20 protein-coding genes and 1 pseudogene are annotated in these 17,782 nt (G+C 62.7%); 8 read left to right on the forward strand and 13 right to left on the reverse strand.

Going from position 1 to position 17,782, the window contains the following annotated elements; genetic code table 11:
- The first annotated feature begins 93 nt into the window (after nucleotides 1-93).
- The gene (locus BM348_RS07100) at nucleotides 94-858 is read left to right on the forward strand and encodes an HFX_2341 family transcriptional regulator domain-containing protein (protein WP_092903678.1); all 765 of its coding nucleotides are present in this window, start codon (nucleotides 94-96) and stop codon (nucleotides 856-858) included.
- 203 nt (nucleotides 859-1,061) lie between these two features.
- On the opposite strand, the pseudogene BM348_RS07105 reads toward BM348_RS07100, so the two are convergent.
- The 9 genes and pseudogenes from BM348_RS07105 to BM348_RS07145 form a co-directional block, all read right to left on the reverse strand.
- Nucleotides 1,062-1,937, reverse strand: a pseudogene (locus BM348_RS07105) (tripartite tricarboxylate transporter permease); the annotation flags it as partial.
- Between the two features lie 120 nt (nucleotides 1,938-2,057).
- Nucleotides 2,058-2,408: a 50S ribosomal protein P1 gene (rpl12p, locus tag BM348_RS07110; RefSeq protein ID WP_092903279.1), complete on the reverse strand. Its 351-nt coding sequence runs from the start codon at nucleotides 2,406-2,408 to the stop codon at nucleotides 2,058-2,060.
- Nucleotides 2,409-2,422: 14 nt separating this feature from the next.
- The gene (locus BM348_RS07115) at nucleotides 2,423-3,466 is read right to left on the reverse strand and encodes a 50S ribosomal protein L10 (RefSeq protein WP_092903281.1); all 1,044 of its coding nucleotides are present in this window, start codon (nucleotides 3,464-3,466) and stop codon (nucleotides 2,423-2,425) included.
- A 1-nt stretch (nucleotide 3,467) separates the two neighbouring features.
- Nucleotides 3,468-4,100, reverse strand: coding sequence for a 50S ribosomal protein L1 (locus BM348_RS07120; protein ID WP_050050598.1), 633 nt, complete (start codon nucleotides 4,098-4,100; stop codon nucleotides 3,468-3,470).
- 169 nt (nucleotides 4,101-4,269) lie between these two features.
- Nucleotides 4,270-4,557: an amphi-Trp domain-containing protein gene (locus tag BM348_RS07125; protein ID WP_092903284.1), complete on the reverse strand. Its 288-nt coding sequence runs from the start codon at nucleotides 4,555-4,557 to the stop codon at nucleotides 4,270-4,272.
- A gap of 136 nt (nucleotides 4,558-4,693) precedes the next feature.
- Nucleotides 4,694-5,170 carry a 50S ribosomal protein L11 gene (locus BM348_RS07130; RefSeq protein ID WP_092903286.1) on the reverse strand — a complete coding sequence of 159 codons (477 nt, stop codon included), beginning with the start codon at nucleotides 5,168-5,170 and terminating at the stop codon, nucleotides 4,694-4,696.
- A 102-nt stretch (nucleotides 5,171-5,272) separates the two neighbouring features.
- Entirely contained in the window at nucleotides 5,273-5,575 is a 303-nt protein-coding gene (gene cutA, locus BM348_RS07135; RefSeq protein ID WP_092903288.1) for a divalent-cation tolerance protein CutA, read from the reverse strand.
- Between the two features lie 90 nt (nucleotides 5,576-5,665).
- Nucleotides 5,666-5,851: an HEWD family protein gene (locus tag BM348_RS07140; protein WP_092903290.1), complete on the reverse strand. Its 186-nt coding sequence runs from the start codon at nucleotides 5,849-5,851 to the stop codon at nucleotides 5,666-5,668.
- Between the two features lie 208 nt (nucleotides 5,852-6,059).
- Nucleotides 6,060-7,571 carry a phosphoenolpyruvate carboxykinase (ATP) gene (locus BM348_RS07145; RefSeq protein WP_092903292.1) on the reverse strand — a complete coding sequence of 504 codons (1,512 nt, stop codon included), beginning with the start codon at nucleotides 7,569-7,571 and terminating at the stop codon, nucleotides 6,060-6,062.
- Nucleotides 7,572-7,874: 303 nt separating this feature from the next.
- Between BM348_RS07145 and BM348_RS07150 the strand changes: the two genes are divergently transcribed.
- Nucleotides 7,875-8,684 (forward strand): MOSC domain-containing protein, encoded by an 810-nt coding sequence (locus BM348_RS07150; RefSeq protein ID WP_092903294.1) that lies wholly within the window; start codon nucleotides 7,875-7,877, stop codon nucleotides 8,682-8,684.
- A 60-nt stretch (nucleotides 8,685-8,744) separates the two neighbouring features.
- Here BM348_RS07150 and BM348_RS07155 read toward each other — a convergent pair whose 3' ends face one another.
- Nucleotides 8,745-9,209, reverse strand: coding sequence for a hypothetical protein (locus tag BM348_RS07155; protein ID WP_092903296.1), 465 nt, complete (start codon nucleotides 9,207-9,209; stop codon nucleotides 8,745-8,747).
- 87 nt (nucleotides 9,210-9,296) lie between these two features.
- Between BM348_RS07155 and BM348_RS07160 the strand changes: the two genes are divergently transcribed.
- Nucleotides 9,297-10,082 carry an HAD-IIA family hydrolase gene (locus tag BM348_RS07160; protein WP_092903298.1) on the forward strand — a complete coding sequence of 262 codons (786 nt, stop codon included), beginning with the start codon at nucleotides 9,297-9,299 and terminating at the stop codon, nucleotides 10,080-10,082.
- 5 nt (nucleotides 10,083-10,087) lie between these two features.
- Here the strand turns inward: BM348_RS07160 and BM348_RS07165 are convergent, their stop codons facing one another.
- A complete protein-coding gene (locus BM348_RS07165) occupies nucleotides 10,088-10,531 on the reverse strand; it encodes an acyl-CoA thioesterase (RefSeq protein ID WP_092903300.1) in 444 nt (147 codons plus the stop codon).
- Between the two features lie 109 nt (nucleotides 10,532-10,640).
- Between BM348_RS07165 and BM348_RS07170 the strand changes: the two genes are divergently transcribed.
- The 3 genes from BM348_RS07170 (at nucleotide 10,641) to purM (ending at nucleotide 14,215) form a co-directional block, all read left to right on the forward strand.
- Nucleotides 10,641-12,413: a TraB/GumN family protein gene (locus BM348_RS07170; RefSeq protein WP_092903302.1), complete on the forward strand. Its 1,773-nt coding sequence runs from the start codon at nucleotides 10,641-10,643 to the stop codon at nucleotides 12,411-12,413.
- A gap of 58 nt (nucleotides 12,414-12,471) precedes the next feature.
- A complete protein-coding gene (locus BM348_RS07175; RefSeq protein ID WP_092903304.1) occupies nucleotides 12,472-13,092 on the forward strand; it encodes a metalloprotease in 621 nt (206 codons plus the stop codon).
- A gap of 121 nt (nucleotides 13,093-13,213) precedes the next feature.
- Entirely contained in the window at nucleotides 13,214-14,215 is a 1,002-nt protein-coding gene (purM, locus tag BM348_RS07180) for a phosphoribosylformylglycinamidine cyclo-ligase (RefSeq protein WP_092903306.1), read from the forward strand.
- Nucleotides 14,216-14,269: 54 nt separating this feature from the next.
- Here purM and BM348_RS07185 read toward each other — a convergent pair whose 3' ends face one another.
- A complete protein-coding gene (locus tag BM348_RS07185; RefSeq protein WP_092903308.1) occupies nucleotides 14,270-14,824 on the reverse strand; it encodes a macro domain-containing protein in 555 nt (184 codons plus the stop codon).
- A gap of 117 nt (nucleotides 14,825-14,941) precedes the next feature.
- Here BM348_RS07185 and BM348_RS21225 point away from each other — a divergent pair, with 117 nt between their 5' ends.
- Nucleotides 14,942-15,109 carry a hypothetical protein gene (locus BM348_RS21225; protein WP_175507124.1) on the forward strand — a complete coding sequence of 56 codons (168 nt, stop codon included), beginning with the start codon at nucleotides 14,942-14,944 and terminating at the stop codon, nucleotides 15,107-15,109.
- A gap of 161 nt (nucleotides 15,110-15,270) precedes the next feature.
- Here the strand turns inward: BM348_RS21225 and dpsA are convergent, their stop codons facing one another.
- Nucleotides 15,271-15,816 carry a DNA starvation/stationary phase protection protein DpsA gene (gene dpsA / locus BM348_RS07190; RefSeq protein ID WP_092903310.1) on the reverse strand — a complete coding sequence of 182 codons (546 nt, stop codon included), beginning with the start codon at nucleotides 15,814-15,816 and terminating at the stop codon, nucleotides 15,271-15,273.
- Between the two features lie 212 nt (nucleotides 15,817-16,028).
- On the opposite strand from dpsA, the gene BM348_RS07195 reads away from it, so the two are divergent.
- A complete protein-coding gene (locus BM348_RS07195; protein ID WP_092903312.1) occupies nucleotides 16,029-17,498 on the forward strand; it encodes an aldehyde dehydrogenase family protein in 1,470 nt (489 codons plus the stop codon).
- The last annotated feature ends 284 nt before the right edge of the window (nucleotides 17,499-17,782 follow it).

The following is a 17,782-nucleotide window of genomic DNA, read 5'->3' on the forward strand; positions in this document are numbered from 1 at the left end:
GTGGAGGTAGTTATGCCATCAGAGATTACTCGATTGTTCTTGATAGTACGGAATCACCCATACTATAAGTGGTTTCGCGACTCCGGTATAAGTATGCAACAGTCAGAATTTGATTTCAAGGTAGAGAATCGAGTCCATATCATGCCAATCGGGTTTGAGTTTGACCGGGCGCACCTCCCTGCTAAGGAATTGAAAGCTGATACAGTCATCCTGCTAATGCATGAGTCCGACGATGATGATGAAGAAGACCGAATAAAGGAAATTCAAGATAAGCTGGATGAATATGGAATAGACTCCGAGAAGGATAAATGTAGGCTTTTCAATATGTATGATGCTCTCGGCATGATTGCCGAGAAGATTAACGAGTTCAGTTCGGAAGATGTGTACGTGAATCTATCAACGGGTGGAAAAGTGACCGCGATTGCAGGGATGATTGCCTGTATGGTTGCTGATGCAACTCCTTATTATGTTCAAGCGAAAGATTATGGCCCAACACCGCCCGAAGGAGTCGCTGAAATAACAAAGCTACCACGCTATCCAATTGATTCGCCAGATTATCAAGAAATTGCAGTTCTAAATTTCATCAAGGAAAGAACGTCAGAGGACTCAGCCCCAACAAAGGGAGAACTAATTGAATTTGGGGAGGAGATAGGTCTACCGTTCATTGCAGACCATGATGTAGAACAGAAAGGAAAATACCGGCTCTTAGACAACCACGTAATAAACCCCTTGGAAGATGATGGGTATGTTACCACAGAAAAGAAAGGTCGTGAGAAAATCGTGAAACTCACTTCCGATGGACAGAACACCCTCCATGCATTTCGGTATCTTATCGAGGATGAATATACTGTGGAGTAGTTAATTCCATCCAAATAAAGTTGATATATACCGGAAATTTGGACGTGTGTCTGTTAAAAATCTGGACTACCCAATTCGGTTCGAAATTCGTTCCGTTGTTCAAAATATATAAAAAATCACTCTACTAACACGGTTATATGATGCACCAACTATTAGTGGTTAGAAGTAATTCTACGTAATACGAAGTAATACTGAGTGGACACAAAGATCGAGTTTGCCGTGTCGACGCCGCTCGTCGCGACGATGTACCCCCGATTCCCCGATTCGCCTGGAACGAAGACGAGGACGGCGACCGCAGCGATAGCCGCCGAGATACCCGGAACGTACCCGACGACGGCGCCCGCGAACGAACCCGCAAGCGCCGTTATCCCGACCAGCCGACGCGGCATCCGAATCGCTTCGTCGCGCTGGGGCGGGACGCCGCCGCCGCGAATCGCTTCGATCAGTACGGGTGCGCCGAACAGTCCGGCGAAAAGCGGCGCGAGCATCCCGCCGGCCTCGAGGGGCGCGTCGGGGGTGAGATCGAGCGTCGCCGCGCCGAGTGCCGTCGCCAGACCGAACGAGAGGGCGGCCCCCGCACATCGCTTCCAGGTGCGCTCCGAGGCGATCAGTGCGACGACGACCATCGCGAGCACGATCGAGAGGTTCGCGCTGATCGTCGGATAGACGGCAGTGACGCCCCAGGTGATCGGGAGCGCGAGCGGGACCGCCGCGAGAACTGCGAGCAGACTCCCGAGCGCGGAGAGGCGGATCGCCTCGTACCCGCGGCCCTCGAGCACCATTCGGTGTGCGGGCAGCGCGGTGACCGCCATCTCGGCGTCCGGCACTCCGAGCGCCATCGCCGGAACGGCGTTGACGAACGTGTGGACGACGCCAGCCGCGAGCATCGCACAGCCGACGAAAAGCGGCCGCCCGGGAACCGAGGGCGCGACGCCCGCCAGCAACAGCGCGAAGTTGTTCGCGTGCAGTCCCGGGATCAGCCCGCTACAGCTACCGAGGGCCGCACCCGCGAGTACCCACGCGACGAGCTGGGCCGACAGCGCGGGATCGACCAGCGACTCGAGAACGGGGACGGCCATGCCGGGTCTGGCCGCGGGATCAGTTATTAACTCTCGGGCGTCGATCGGTGGCTTCGCTCCCCGCTGGCAGAGCTACGCCCGTATCGTCGAAAGAAAGGGTCGAAATCGTCTCGAGGCGAGTTATCCGAAGAGTTCGCCGAGACCTTCGCCGCCGTCGCCTTCGTCTTCGTCGTCTTCGTCCTCGTCGCCTCCTGCATCGGCGTCGTCGGCTTCGTCGGCTTCGTCGTCTCCACCCTCGTCAGCGCCACCTTCCGCTGCGGCCGCGCCGCCCGCTGCGCCGCCCGCGGCGGGAACTGCTGCGGCCTCGTCGACGGCCTCGTCGATGTCGACGTCCTCGAGCGCGGCGACGAGCGCCTTGACTCGAGACTCTTCGACGTCGACGCCGGCCGCGTCGAGTACGTCCGTCAGGTTGTCTTCGTTGATCTCTTCGTCCGCTTCGTTCAGGATGAGTGCAGCGTATACGTATTCCATTGTTGTAACCTCAATTAACCGAACATTTCGCCGAGCCCTTCGCCGCCACCGGAATCATCGTCTTCGTCGTCTTCGTCGTCGACGTCGGTGTCAGCGTCGGCCTCGTCGTCTTGGTCGTCAGCCGATTCGTCTTCGTCGTCGGGTTCCGCCTGCGTGGCAGTCGGCGCCTCGACGCCCTGGAGTTCCTCCGGCAGCGCCTCCTCGTCCTCGATCTGGGCGGCGAGCGCACGAAGCTGTGCGTCCGCCTTGCTCACGAGGTCGTCGGCGAGGTCGGGGGACTCGATCGCCGCCTGCAGGCCGAGGCTCTTGGCCTCGCCCGTCGCCTTCGCGATGAGCGTCGGCGCGGTCGCGTCGGTCGGGAACGTCGCGTTGATCGCGAGGTTCCGTGCGCGGGCCGCGGCCGTCGCCACGTCGCTCTCGTAGGCGTCGACGTCGATGTCGAGGTCTTCGGGGTCGAACTGCACGCCCTCGGCGACGACCGAGCGGAGGTCGAGTCCGACCTCCTTCGGTTCGATGCCGAGTTCGTTGAGCACGTTCGAGAGGTCGGCCGACACCTCTTCGCCGGCCTCGAGGACCGTCGAGTCCTCCATGACCTGAATCGAACCGTCCTCGATGCGCGCGTTCGCGCCGATGCTCTGGAGTTCGCCGACGAACGGACCGGGATCGACGCCGGTGTCACCCTCCGGGATGACGATGTCGTTCGGGGCGACCTCGCCCTCGTTGATCGGGGCGGGCGTCTTCGAGGCCTCGAGTTCCTTGTAGAGTGCGAACGGGTTGCTGTCCGTCGCGACCAGCCCGACCTGTCCCTCGATGTGAGGGACGAGTTCGTCGAGCCCGGCTTCCTCGAGCGCGTGCGTCTGGAGCGTGTTTCGGCTGACGCGGACCACGGCGGTGCCGTGGAGGCCGCGGCGCATGTCCTGGAGCTGTTTGCTCGGAATGCCGGCGATGCCGACCACGCCGATGCTCTCGTAGTTCTCGATGAGCTCCGAGAGTTCGGCGACCTCCTGTTCTTTCCACTGCGGCAGGTTCTCAGTTTTGCGCTCGGCTTCTGCGCTCATCTCAGGCCACCTCCACGGACGGGCCCATCGTCGTCTTCAGGAAGACCGAATCGATGTTCTGTGGACCCTTCTCGAGGTCGGCGTGGAGTCGGCGAAGGATAACGTCGACGTTGTCGGCGATGTCCTCCGCGCTCATGTCTTCGGCACCGACGCGCGTGTGGAACGTGCGCCGATCCCGCGAGCGGATCTGAACCGTGTTCTTGAGTCTGTTGACGGTCTCGACGACGTCCTGGTCGTGCGAGAGCGGGTCCGGCATCTTCCCTCGCGGACCGAGAATGGTCCCGAGGTGCCGGGCGATATCTTGCATCATCTCCTCTTCGGCGATGAAGAAGTCCGTCTCGTCTGCGAGGTCTTTGGCCTCGTCGTCGTCCAGATCGGCCACGTCGTCGCCCGAGAGAACGTCGTCCGCGACCTCTTCGGCGCGGACTGCGGTTTCTCCCTCGGCGATGACGATAATTTGGGTTTCCTGGCCGGTTCCGGACGGCAAGACGACGGACTCGTCGACACGATTCGACGGTTCGTCTAAATCTAGGTCGCGCAAGTTGACTGCGAGGTCGACCGTCTCGGTGAAGTTCCGATCCGGCGCGTCCTCGAGCGCTCGAGCGACTGCTGTTTCGATATCCGAATTTGCCATCGTTCACCTCCGTAGTACGCAGGGATGCTCCTACGGGTCAGTGAAACAGGCGAAGCCTGTCTCCTTTGAGAGAAATCCCATGACGAACTTAAAACCGTCGAACCGCGCGCTCGCGGACGACAACGCCATGCGAGGGACTAACGGGGTCGTGAAAATCGCGCCCGTTCGGTTACTCTTCGACGACGTCGAGTTCGGGGAGCGGATCCTCTTCGTCGGTGCGCATCCACTCGAGCTCGAACTCGATGCTTCGCTCGACGCCGTCGTCCTCGGGTTCGTCCTCGAGTTCGAGTTCGAACTCGAGCGACTCGGGCGGTGCGAGGGCGACCGTTTCGTCGCCTATTTCGAGGTCGAATCCCTCTGTGGAACGCAGGTTCTCCGCGAACGTCTCGAAGTGGGTCGCGATTTCTTCGCGTGAGAGCGTGCTTTCGTACTCGAGTTCTGTCTCATCGTCGGACATAGACGTGGCTTTCGGGCCCAGAAAAATAACGCTACCCCCGGTCCGTGCCGGTTGCTGGAAGTGCGATCTATTACCGAACGATGTGTCTCGAGAAACGAACAACGAAAACCGCGAGCTCGACCGGGGAGCTCTCGAGTTACTCGACGAGGACGTCGTCGTACTCGCCGTCGTCGACCTTCGCCTTGAACTCGCGGGCGTCCTCACCCTCGATGGTGACGCCCATCGAAGCGCAGGTGCCGACGACCTCTTTGGCGGCGTTTTTCGTGTCGTAGGCGAGCAGGTCCGGATGTTTCTGCTCGGCGATCGTTTTGACCTGTTCGACCGAGATGTCGGCGACGAAATCCGTTTGTGGTTCGCCGCTTCCCGTCTCGAAGCCGGCCTCGTCTTTGACGAGCGCCGCCGTCGGCGGGACGCCGACGTCGATCGAGTAGGAGCCGTCTTCGTCGTACTCGACGGTGACGGGTACTTCGGTGCCGTCGAACGCTTCGGTCTGTTCGTTGATGTCGTTGACGACCGACTGCACGTCGACGGGCGTCGGTCCGAGCTCGGGACCGAGCGGTGGGCCAGGGTTGGCCTGGCCACCCGGAACGAGCACTTCGATGGTTCCAGCCATACCCGAATGAATCCTCGCTCGAGTTTTAAGGGTTGCTTTTTCGGGCAGTCCGATCCTGTGACAGTCTGACAGGGAGAAAGACCGGCGGCCCGACGACCGTCGTCAATCGACGTTCTCGGCCCGCCAGGTCGCGAACGACTCGAGCACGTTATCCTCGTCGAAGCGCTCGATGCAGGGTACCTCGTGAGGGTGAACGTCCTGAACGCGTGAAACGAGGTCGTCGTAAGCCTCGTCGGTCGTCTTCGCGAGCAGGATGGCTTCCGCCTCTCGTTGAATCTCACCGTCCCAGCGGTAGATCGACTCCGACGGGAGTCGATTCACGCAGGCGGCGAGGCGCTCCTCGAGCAGGGTTTCGGCGATCTCCGCGGCCGCGTCCGGCGGCGATGTGAGATAGACTGTCGGCACGGATCGAGAGACGGCTCAGCGGCGGAAAAACGTCGCGGCTCGAGAAGAAAGTCTCCGGCGACGCACCTGCCCTCCCGGCGTTGCAACGGGTTAGTTCCCCTGGATCGGATTGAACGCGCCGTTTATGTCCCACTCGTGGAGACAGTGCGGATTTCCGACCTTCTTTTCGCCGTCTTCGGTTGCGAGTTGCCAGGCCTCGAGCGTTTCGTCCCACCGTTCGCCGCGACCACACCGCTCGCAGACGCGGGCGGTCGGGGTTCGAAGTTCGACACTCATTGGCGGGTATGCGAACTGGACACATATAACCGTGACTGTGTTCGGCAAACGCTGCATGTATCGGCGAAAAATCGTGAAGAATTCAGCGAGTCCCATCGAGACGGAGCCACTATTGGAATATCGTCAATTCGAAGAAACCGAACAGGTTTCGAGCGCCGCCCGGGTCGCAGAACCGGATCGATCGTCAATCCCACTCCGATTCGAGCGGTCAGTAGACGGCGTCGACGATCTCGTCGCAGAGTTCGTCGAACTCCTCGAGATAGTCGCGTCGGTCCGCTCGCAGCGAAGAGAGGGCGTCGTCGTAGTCGTCGACGTGGTCGGGGACGTAGTACTCCTCGATGGCGAGTCCCGGCACCGACTCGGGGATGGTCAGTCCGGTCCGTTCGTCGTCGGTCCACTCGATCGTTCCGCGCGCGACTTCCGTGAGGATCGTCACGGACTCGGTGACGCCGATATCCTTGGACTCGTCGCCGAGATAGCCGGTGTTGATCACGTAACAGTCGACCTCAAGGTCGTCGATCAGGTCCCGGAAGATGTTGCCCTCCTCGCCCTCCGGCCCGATGATGAACGGGTTCGTCCCCACGACGCGGATCGATTCGCCCGCGCGAGACGGGTCGCCCGCGCTGGTCTCGATCGATTCGCCGAGCATGAACGCGGCGGCGGCCTGCTCGGTGTCGAGTTTCGCAACGGGTGGCATCAGCGGGTTGCGCGTAATGAAGAAGACCTGGTCCATCCGGTCGAGGTCGATCTCCTCGTCGGCGCTCTCGAGTTCGTCGCGCTGGACGACCGCACGGGAGTTCGAGGTGTATCGCGGCTCATCGAAGTCGACCGTTCCGTCGTCGTCGACGGCGACGTTCTCGAGGACGGCGGATTCAGCCGTTGCCGCCTCGTAGAGGCCCGGTTGTTCGTCGGGATCGAGACCGATGGTTTTGATGAACAGCCCGCCGCCCTCGCTTCCGGGGACGGAGCCGTCGGGCAACAGTCCGCAGACGTCGTCCTGGACCATCACGGCCGCCTCGGGCTCCTCGAGCCAGCAGCCGTGTGAGGTTAGGGTCGACTTACCGGTCGCCGAGAGGCCCATGAAGACCTGGCCGACGGTCCGGAGGTCGTCGTCCTCGTCGCGGACGCGAACGCGCTTGCTGCCCGCGTGGAGACCGAGGCCGCCGCGTTCTTTGATGCGACGCATGAACAGCCGGAGGAACGACTTCTTCGCCTCCCCGAGGTAATCGGTCCCGAGGACGGCGGTGAACCCCTCGTCGGGGAGGACGCGGATCGCCCGCTCATCGTAGTCGGGAGCCTGGACGGTCACGAAGTCGGGGTCGCGGCCGTCCGTCGGCTCGAACAGCTTCGCCCACGCCAGCGCGATCCGAGCGTGTTCGACCGGAACGAACAGCCGACAGCAAAACGTCGCGTCGGGGTGGCGACCCAGCAGCCGATCGACGCAGAGCATCTCCCGCTCGTCGGCGATGGCGACGGCGTCGGCGAGCAGATCGGAGTCGTCGTCGGAGAACTCGGCGTCGATCGCGTTTTTCGTCCGGTCCGCGCTTCGAGATCGCACCTCGCTGACGTACGACGGCGACCCGTATTCGGTCGTCGTCTCGTCCGGGCTCGCGAGTTCGCGAAGCTCCTCGAGCGACGGGTTGGTTCGAACGTTCGACGCTGTGGTCGGATCGGGAAGCTGTCTGACCAGCGGACGGGACTCCGCCCCGGTTTCGGACATATACATGATCGGCCACCATCCGGCCGTATAAACCCGGAGGTTTTTGATCGAAGTATGTCACTACCTACCCTGGTCGAAATTGTCAGATGGGATCTACTACCGAGTAACCGCTTAAACGGCCCGAATCCGGTTTCCGATACAAATGGTAATGTATCTGTTTTGTTTGAGATTTAACTCGGATCAGAGATAAGATATTCCGAGAGCAGTATCTCGTTCGAGACGCCCGGAAAACCGACGGCGTCACTCGAGTAAAAAACCGTGATATAGGTACTGATTTCAGCGGTGATCCCGTTAGAACAGCCAATGGGTCGCCTTGAGGGAATACACGTTTACCCCGTCAAATCGCTCGACGGAACGACGGTTGAAGCGGCGTCGATTCGCGAACGCGGCGGGCTCGAGTGGGATCGTCGGTACGCGATCGTCGACGAGGACGGAGCCTACGTCAACGGGAAAGGTGAGCGCGCCGTCCATCGACTGCGCGCATCGTACGATCTCGAGCGGAAGACGATCACCGTCCGGAACCAGGGGAGTGACGACTCCTTCTCCTTTCACCTCGACGTCGACCGGGACGCCTTCGCCTCGTGGCTGACGTGTTTTTTCGGATACGAGGTCGACGTCGTCCGCGCCGACGAGGGCGGATTTCCGGACGATACCGACGCCGCCGGGCCGACGGTGATCAGTTCGGGAACGCTCGGGACCATCGCGTCGTGGTTCGACGGCATCGACCCCGCGGAAATGCGCCGTCGTCTCCGGCCGAATCTCGTCGTCGGCGAGACGGAGCCGTTCTGGGAGGATCGCCTCTACGATCGGCCGGGGACGAGCGTCCCCTTCGAGATCGGCTCGAGTCGGCTCGAGGGGGTCAACCCGTGCCAGCGGTGTGTCGTTCCGACGAGAGATCCCGATACCGGCGAACCGACCGACGGGTTCCGCGAACGGTTCGTCGACCGGCGCGAGGCGACGCTTCCGGAGTGGGCGAACCCGGCCTGGTTCGACCATTACTACCGAGTGATGGTCAACACGCGAGTCCCCGAGCGCGTCTGGGGCGACCGTTTGACCGTCGGAGACCCGGTCACGGTCGAATCTCACCAAGAATCGTCCGCGCCCTCGCGCTAACAGCGCCGGCGATCCCGCTCGAAAACGGTCGAAATCGATCTCGGTCGGTGACGACGGATCTCACTCGAAGTCGGGGAGGTCCTCCGGCGGTTCGTACTGGGCTTCCCAGTCGATGTACTCCTCTTTGAGCAGGACCGAAACGGTCTGTCCGAACTCGGTCAACTCCGCGTTGATCGACGAGACGGTTCCCCACGAATCGAGGTCCGGGTGGTACTCTCGCGCCTGCCAGTCCTCGGGGATCCCCGGCGCGTGATAGCCGACCCGGTCAGCGAAGTCGTCCCAGAAGAAGTCGAACCCGGCGAAGAGATCGAGGTCGCGGGCGATCTCGAACTCCCGTCGCTCGAGGTCCGTGTCCGCGAGCCACTCGTCGAAGGCCTCCTCCCACGCTCCGTCCTCGAGAAATCCCTGTAGCGCTTCGCGCCGATAATCGATGTCGCCCCCGCCGCTGATCGTCGCGTCGTCGTACTCGTTCGGATCGACGAACGACAGTTCGGGCGGATCCGGGGGCTCGACCTCCAGTCCCATGGAGCAGCCTACGCGCCGTCCCCGGATAAGAATTCCCTCCGCGAGCGAACCCGAACGCTCAACCTCCCGCCGGTCGTTGATCGGACGATGACCGGGTTCGAGGCCGCGATTCTCGACGTCGACGGAACGATCCTGCGCGGCGAGCGGGTGATCCCCGGCGCGATCGACGCGCTGGCGACGCTCGAGACGGCCGGAATAGACGTGGTACTGTTCTCGAACAACCCCACGCGAGGGGCGCCCCACTACCAGACGAAACTCGGCAATCACGGGATCGATATCTCCTCGGATGCCGTGCTCACGTCCGCCGTCGTCACCGCCGAATTTCTCCGGGCGAACCACCCTGACGAGCCGATCTTCCTGGTCGGCGATGATCGGCTGGAAACGCTCCTCGAGGAGTACGACCTCACGATAACCGCCGATCCGGACGAGAGCGGCGTGGTCCTCGGATCGATCGACCGGGAGTTCTCGTACGGAACGATCTGGGAGTCGCTGCGGGCCCTCGAGGGATCGACCCCGTTCTACGGAACCGACCCGGACGCGACGATCCCGACGGAGGGCGGCGACATTCCGGGATCGGGATCGATCCTGGCGGCGATGGAAGCGGTGGCGGGCCGCGAGCCGGATGCGATTCTTGGCAAACCCTCCGCGGTCGCGGCCGAGGCCGCGATGGGGCGACTCGAGGCGTCACCAGAACGAACCCTCGTCGTCGGCGATCGGCTCGATACCGACATCGCACTGGGGGAGCGGACCGGAGCGGCGACCGCCGTCGTCCTCACGGGGATCACCGATCGAAGCGATATAGAGCGCGCCGCCGTCGACCCGGATTACGTCCTCGAATCGATCGGCGAACTCGGGGAACTAATCGAAGGATAGCGCCATTAGCGCGTGCTTTCGCCCGTACGCGCTTCGCGCCGCAGCCGCTCGCCCTCCTCGGTGCTGACGGTGAGTTCGGGGACGCTCGTCGGCCGTTCGTCCTCGTCGATAGCGACGTACACGAAGTACGACTCCGTCGTCCGTTCGCGCTCGTGAGTCCGGAGGTCCTCGCGCTCGGTGACGATTCGAACCTGCACGCTCGAGTCGCCAACGTCGTAGACGTAGGCGGTGATAAACGCGGTATCGCCGACTGGGATCGGCCGCTCGAAGTTCATCTGATCGACGCGGGCGGTGACGCAGGTCTCGCCGGCAAAGCGCATCGCGGCCATCGCGCCGACCTCGTCCATCCACTTCATCACGTTGCCGCCGTGGGTCACGTCGAGCGCGTTCGCGTGGTGGGGCTGGACCATTTCCCGGTTTTCGACCACGGTCTCGAGGAGATCGGTCATCGCCCGGTCTTTTCCCACGAGTGCAATCAATCTCTCGACACGGCTTCGGGAACGTTGTCGATTGACACGCTTCGATACTGGTAAAAGTCGCGCCCGAGTTGATTCGGTAATGAGCGATGCAGGTGACGTCGACGTCCGCGACGCAGCCGACCCGCCGGACGGCGAGAGCGGATCCGTACAGGTTCTCGGGACCGCTCACGTCTCTCAGGCCAGCGTCGACGAAGTCAGGGAGACGATTCAGGACGAATCCCCCGACATGGTCGCCGTCGAACTCGACGAGGGCCGATACCGCCAGATGCAAGGCGGGGCTCCCGACGACGTACAGGCGGAAGATCTCCTCTCCGGCAACACCGTCTTTCAGTTTCTCGCGTACTGGATGCTTTCGTACGTCCAGTCTCGGCTCGGCGACCAGTTCGACATCGAACCCGGCGCGGATATGCGAGCGGCGATCGAGTCGGCCGAGGCGAACGGTCACGGCGTCGCGCTCGTCGACCGGGACATCCAGATAACGATTCAGCGGTTCTGGGCGCGATTATCGGTCATCGAGAAGTTAAAGATGGTCGGCGGGCTGGCCCTCGGCGCGACCGACCCCCGAACGATCGGAATCACCTTCGGTGCGGTCGTCGGGGCGTTTTTCGGATTCGTCTTCGCGGCGATGGTTGCACCATTCTTAGGCCTGGGAGATCTCCTGTTGCTCGGGGTCACCGGAACGACCGGACTGCAGTACGCCGGCGCTGTCAGCGGCGGAACGGTCCTCGGCGGACTCGTTGGGCTGATCTTCCTTCCCTCGCTCGATAACGCCGGGAACGCAACTGGCGGCTTCCTCAACGGGTTTTCCGTCCGAGTCCTCGCCGGTATCGCACTCGGTCTCCTCGCGAGCGTCGCTATCGTCGTGACCGAGACGTTCGTCGGCCCCGTCTCGGCCGGACTGTTCGAGAACGTCGGCACGTACTCGATCCGCGGAGCCGTCGGCGTCCTCGCCGGACTCGGAATCGGGGTGATCGTCGGCGGGCTCTGTGGAATCGCCCTTGACGTGTTCACGGCGGACGTAGAGGACGTGGACGAAATCGACATCGAGGAGATGACCGACGGCGACGTCGTCGCGGCGATGATGGAGGAGTTTCGCCGGTTCAGCCCCGGCGGCGCGGAGGCACTGATCGACGAGCGAGACGCCTACATCGCCCACAACCTCCACACGCTCTCGAAACAGGGATACGACGTTCTCGCTGTCGTCGGGGCGGGCCACAAAGCGGGTATCGAACGGTATCTCGAGGACCCGGAGACGCTGCCGCCGCTCGAGTCGATCAGCGGAACGGACCCCGGTCGGCGGTTTTCGGTCATGAAAGTGTTCGGCTACCTCGTGATGGCCGTCTTCGTGGGGTTTTTCGCCCTGTTGATCATGGCTGGCGTGCAGGACGCGTTCCTGTTCCGACTGTTCGCGGCCTGGTTCCTGTTCAACGGCTTTTTCGCCTTCACGCTCGCTCGCCTCGCCGGGGCGCGCTGGGACAGCGCGGGGCTGGGCGGCGCGGTCGCCTGGCTCACCAGCATCAACCCGCTGCTCGCACCGGGCTGGTTCGCGGGTTACGTGGAACTCAAACACCGGCCGGTCAACGTCCGCGATATCCAGCTGTTGAACGAGATCATCGACGACACGGAGCGGCCGCTGGGCGAAGCCGTCGAAGACATGTTCGACGTGCCGCTGTTCCGACTCATCATGATCGTCGCGCTGACCAATATCGGGAGCCTGATTGCGACGGTGCTGTTCCCGTTCGTCGTGCTCCCGTGGATCGCCCCAGGGATCGGCGGCGTCGACGCCCTCTTCGCAGAACTCCTCCAGGGCGCAGAGAACAGTCTCGAGCTAATCCGGGGGTACCTCGCATGATCGACGAGGCAACCGCCGACTTCGCCTGCGAATCGCTCGCGACGAGGGTGAACTGTCGATGAGTTATCCGACGCAGTCGGAGCTGCAGTTCAGCGACGAGGAACTGATCGATCTCGCCGCCGCGTGGATCACTCTGAGCGTCGCGTTCGCGTTGCTCTTGAATCCGATCCACCTGGGCGTCGGGACGCCGACCGAGTTCGTTTTGAGCGTCGGGTTAAGCTTCGTGACCGTCGGCGTCGGCTTTCTCTGTCACGAACTCGCACACAAGGTCGTCGCGATCCGGTACGGACAGATCGCAGAGTTTCGCGCCGACTACCAGATGCTCTTTCTGGCCATCATGAGCGCGCTGATCGGGTTCCTCTTCGCCGCGCCCGGAGCCGTCTATCACGCCGGCCGAATCACCGAACGCGAGAACGCGATGATCGCCCTCGCGGGGCCGCTGACGAACCACGGCCTCGCGCTGTTGTTCTTCCCCCTGATGGTCCTTCCAGGGATCGGGATCGTCGGTCACATGGGCGTCCTCATCAACCTCTTTCTGGCCGCGTTCAACATGGTCCCGTTCGGCCCGCTCGACGGTAAGTCGGTCTGGAACTGGAACAAAGGCGTCTTCGCCGGCATCTTTGTCACGAGCGGCGCGCTTCTGATCGGATTTCTCTTCATGTTCGGGACTGGATTCTAGCGGCCCCTCGAGGACGACGACTCCGCAGTGAACTGCGTTCGAGGTTCGACTCGCTGGCCGTCTCGAGTCGTCTCAGGCCCGGACCGGTGACCTTTTAGCCGATCCGCGAGGTCTGTCAGGTATGACCGACCAGACGGACGGATCCGAGTCCGCGTCCGAGGACGGACTCACCTACGCCGAGACGGGCGTCGATATCGAGGCGAGCGAGGACGCGACCGCGGCGTTGCTCGAGGCCTTCGGGAGCGACCTGACGACGGAGTACGCCGGCCTGCTCGACATCGGCGATCGGTACCTCGCGCTGGCGACCGACGGCGTCGGCACGAAACTGCTCGTCGCCGAAGCGATCGAGGACTTCTCGACGATCGGTATCGACTGCATCGCGATGAACGTCAACGACCTCGTCGCGGCCGGCGTCGAACCAACCGGGTTCGTCGACTACCTCGCGATCGACGAACCGGACGACGAAATTACGAACGAGATCGGCGAGGGACTCGCCGTCGGCCTCGAGCAGGCCGATCTCACCCTCCTCGGGGGCGAGACCGCCGTCATGCCCGACGTCGTCACCGGATTCGACCTCGCGGGTACCTGCGTCGGACTCGCGCCGAAAGACGAGATCCTCGACGGCGAGGCCGCCGTCGGCGACGCGCTCGTCGGTTTCCCCTCGAACGGCATCCACTCGAACGGACTCACGCTCGCACGCGAGGCCGTCACGCGAAACCACGACTACGCGGACACGTTCCCGCTCGATCCCGAGGTGACGATCGGCGAGGAACTGCTCCGGCCGACGCGCATCTACACGGACTTACTCGAGCCGATGGTCGAGACCGACGTGCGCGCGGCGGCCCACGTGACCGGCGGCGGCTGGACCAACCTGCTCCGGATGGGCGAGAACCGGTACGTCGTTGACGATCCGCTCCCCGCACAGCCGATCTTCGAGTTCGTCCAGACCGAAGGTGACGTGACCGACGAGGAGATGCACCGGACGTTCAACATGGGCACCGGTTTTGTCGTCGCCGTCCCGCCCGAGCAGGCGGACTCGCTCGTCGAACGGACGGGCGGGCAAGTAATCGGACGGGTCGAAGACGGCGAGAGCGTCGAGATCCGCGGGCTCTCGCTCTCTTGAGCCTTCGCGACGGTCGCTTTCTTAATCGCGCGTTCCCGGGCGGAACGACGCGTGCTATCGATCCGCTTCGCTTTCGGCGTGCGATTCTGTTCCCGGAACGTCTTCGTCCGTATTCTCCTCGAGCGCGCTCCTGATCGTATCGTACTCCTCGTCGCTATATACGATGAATCGGACGTCCTCGAGCGCGTCCGGCCGATAGCTCGCCAGTTCGTCTCCGATTATCCGCGCGCCGTCCGCGAGATCGAATCCCGCGACCCCGCAGCCGAGGGCGGGGATCACGAGCGACTCGCAGGTGAGGTCGTCGGCGGCCTCGAGGCTGTTCCGGGTCGCATTCCGAACGCTCTCCGCGGTCGCCCGGCCGTCTCCGTAGTGGGGCATCGCGGCGGCGTGGATCACGTACTCGGCGTCGAGGTCGTAGGCGTCGGTCACGGCCGCGTCACCGAGGTCAACGGGACCGTTCGCTTTCGCTTCCTGGTTCAGTTCCTCGCCACCACCCCGACGCAGCGCGCCCGCGACGCCGGATCCCATCTCGAGGCTCGTCCCCGCGGCGTTGACCAGCGCGTCGGCTGATCGGCTCGCGATGTCTCCTTGAACGACGTCGAACTCCATGCGTCGGACGTGGACCGCCACCCGCTTGAAAGTGAACCGCGCGAATCACGGCCGAACCGACCGCACTCTTAGGCCGACCAAAACCTTTTTAGATTTAGGGTCGCCTAACTCCACGCGATGGACGCCCCCGTTCCAGAACAGGATACTGACACCGAACGCGTCGAGGCAGAATCGGCGACGGTCATCTCATCTCACGAACCACGACCCGGCAAGCTAGTCGTCACCGAGCGAAACAATACGGACGGCTGGATCGCGAGCGATACAGCCGTCGATCTCGAGCCGTAGTTGATCGGTCGGTAGTTTCGGTCGATCGATACTGTCTCAATCGATACCGACGCCTCGGAAGGCTTCACCGACTGCTGAGTTCGGTTCTCTGTCTTACGGATACGATCGGCAACAAAAAGCGGCCGCAGATTCGACGACCGTTACGGGTTCTTCGCAGGCGTTTAGTGGGTCGCTTCTTCGAGGACCAGCGTGTCGTCCTCGAGGTAGTGCTCGAAGTGGTGGCCGTCGTCCTCGAGCTCGACCAGGATCTCCCGGAGGATCTCGGCCGTCGCGTAGTCGCCGAGGTTCTCTACGAGTTCGATGCTATCGCGCATCGACTCGATGATGTCTCCGTACATCTCGAGGTCGTTCTCGAACATCGTCCGGACGTCGTAGACGTCCTCGCCCTCGAACTCGACGGTCGCGCGCTCCTCGAGGTTCGTCGGCCCCGATACCGGAACGCCGCCGAGGGCCTGTGCGCGCTCTGCCATCTCGTCTGCGCCCTCTTCTGCGTGCTCGTAGGCTTCCTCGAGGAAGACGTGGAGGTCGAGGAACTCCGCACCCTCGACGACCCAGTGGTGTTTCTTGAGCTGGTGGTACAGGACGTACGCGTTCGCGAGTTCCGTATTCAACGCGTCGACGACCTGTTCGGCTTTCTCACGGTCAAGTCGAAGCTCGTTCTCCTCGACGTGATCTGCCTGCTGTCGGACGGTCTTTTGGGTGCTCATCTCGTTTCTACATACAGGAGCATTCCACTTAAAGCTTCCCCATGGAGAAAATATTCTTTGGGTAGCCAAAACTAATGTTATCTATTGCCGAGCTATGGTTCGGGTGACTCCCTCTCGAGCGTGACTTCTCGGTTGGGCAGACTGTAACGGACAGATCGCCGTTTTTTCACGCTTGAGTAAATATTTTCAAGGTGGAGGTCCTAGAGGGAGGTATGGAAACGAGGACAGCACAGCGGACGGAGCGGATTTACGTCGACGGCGAGTGGCTCGAGACCGGTGAGACGATTCCGGTCTCGGATCTCGCCGACGGTGGCACGTTCGCGAACGTCGCCGCAGCGGGGCCGGCCGAAGCGCGTAACGCACTCGCGGCCGCACACGAGGTGAAATCCACGATGCGCCAGACGACCGTCGTCGAGCGCGCCGAGTGGTGTGAAGCGATCGCCGAAGGGCTGCGCGAGCGCGAAGAGGAACTGGCCGAGATCATCGTTCGCGAGGCGGGCAAGCCAATCTCCTCGGCGCGCGGTGAGGTCGGCTCGGCCGCGGAACGATTCGACCGGGCCGCGGAGGAAGCCCGAAACATCGTGAGCAAAGGCGAGTTCCGCGAGGGCTCAACGGCGGGCCACGAGGGCTGGCAGGCAATCGTCAAACACGAGCCGATCGGCTCGGTCCTCTGTATCACGCCATACAACTACCCCCTCGCGACGACCGCGCTGCAGGTCGCGCCGGCGCTGGCGGCGGGCAACAGCGTGTTGCTCAAGCCCGCGAGCAAGACGCCGATCTCGGCCGCGATTCTCGCAGAGGTCATCGCGGACGTCGACGGCATTCCCGAGGGCGCGTTCAACTTTGTCCCCGGCGAGGCGAGCGTCATCGGCGACATCCTCACTGGCGACGACCGCATCAACGCCATCGCGATGACCGGCTCGTCGGGCGCGGGCAAACACGTCGCGAACGAGAGCGGCATGGTCAACCTCCACATGGAACTCGGCGGAAACGCCCCGGCCATCGTCTTCGACGACGCCGATCTCGAGGAGGTCGCCGGCGCCTGTACGTCGGGCTCGCTCAAGTACGCCGGACAGCGCTGTTCGGCCGTCTCCCGCGTCCTCGTCGAGGAATCGGTCCACGATGACCTCGTCGAGCGCATCGACTACAACATGAGCACGTGGCAAGCTGGCGACCTCTTCGACGAGGACACCGCCTTCGGGCCGCTGATCTCCGAAGACCAGGCCGAGTGGGTCGAAGAACTCGTCGAGGACGCCGTCGAGAAGGGCGCGGATCTGGTCCGGGGCGGCACCAGAGAGGCACCCGACGGCGTTCCGGACGAACTCGGCAGCCAATTCTTCGAACCGACGCTGCTGGCGAACGTGCCCCACGACGCCAGGATCGTCGACGAAGAGCAGTTCGGTCCCGTTGCCGTCGTGACCACCTTCGAGGGCCGCGAGGAGGCCCTCGAGATCGCCAACGGCTCCGACCTCGCGCTCGACGCCGCCGTGTTCACGAGCGACTACAACCGCGCGATGGACGTCGCGGAGCGTGTCGACGCCGGCGGCGTTCGAATCAACGGCGCACCGAGCCATGGACTTGGCGACGTGCCCTTCGGCGGCAACAAGGACTCTGGCATCGGCCGCGAAGGCCTCGACGCCTCGATCCACGAGATGATGCGCAAGAAGAGCATCGTGCTCTAGATCGGCTCAATTCCCACTACAACGCCGCTGTCGCTGTCTTTTCTCGAGGGATGTTCCGATCCTGATCGGTATCGCTATCAATTGCAACCGAAATTATGCCTCCTTGGCGCGCGCTGGTGGGTCGCTCGCGGCCCACCGAAGCCGCGCGAGGGCGGCGGTGAACGCGAGGGCTGAACGAGAAGTGAAGCCCTCAAACGAGTGAACCGCCGCGGCTGGGGAGGACGAGGCTGGGAAGAGAGAGGCTGTAGGCAGGGCTTTCAGAAGTGTTCGGTTCGAATGAAGCC

Origin of the sequence: Halostagnicola kamekurae (assembly GCF_900116205.1) — an archaeon.
Classification (GTDB): Archaea; Halobacteriota; Halobacteria; order Halobacteriales; family Natrialbaceae; genus Halostagnicola; species Halostagnicola kamekurae.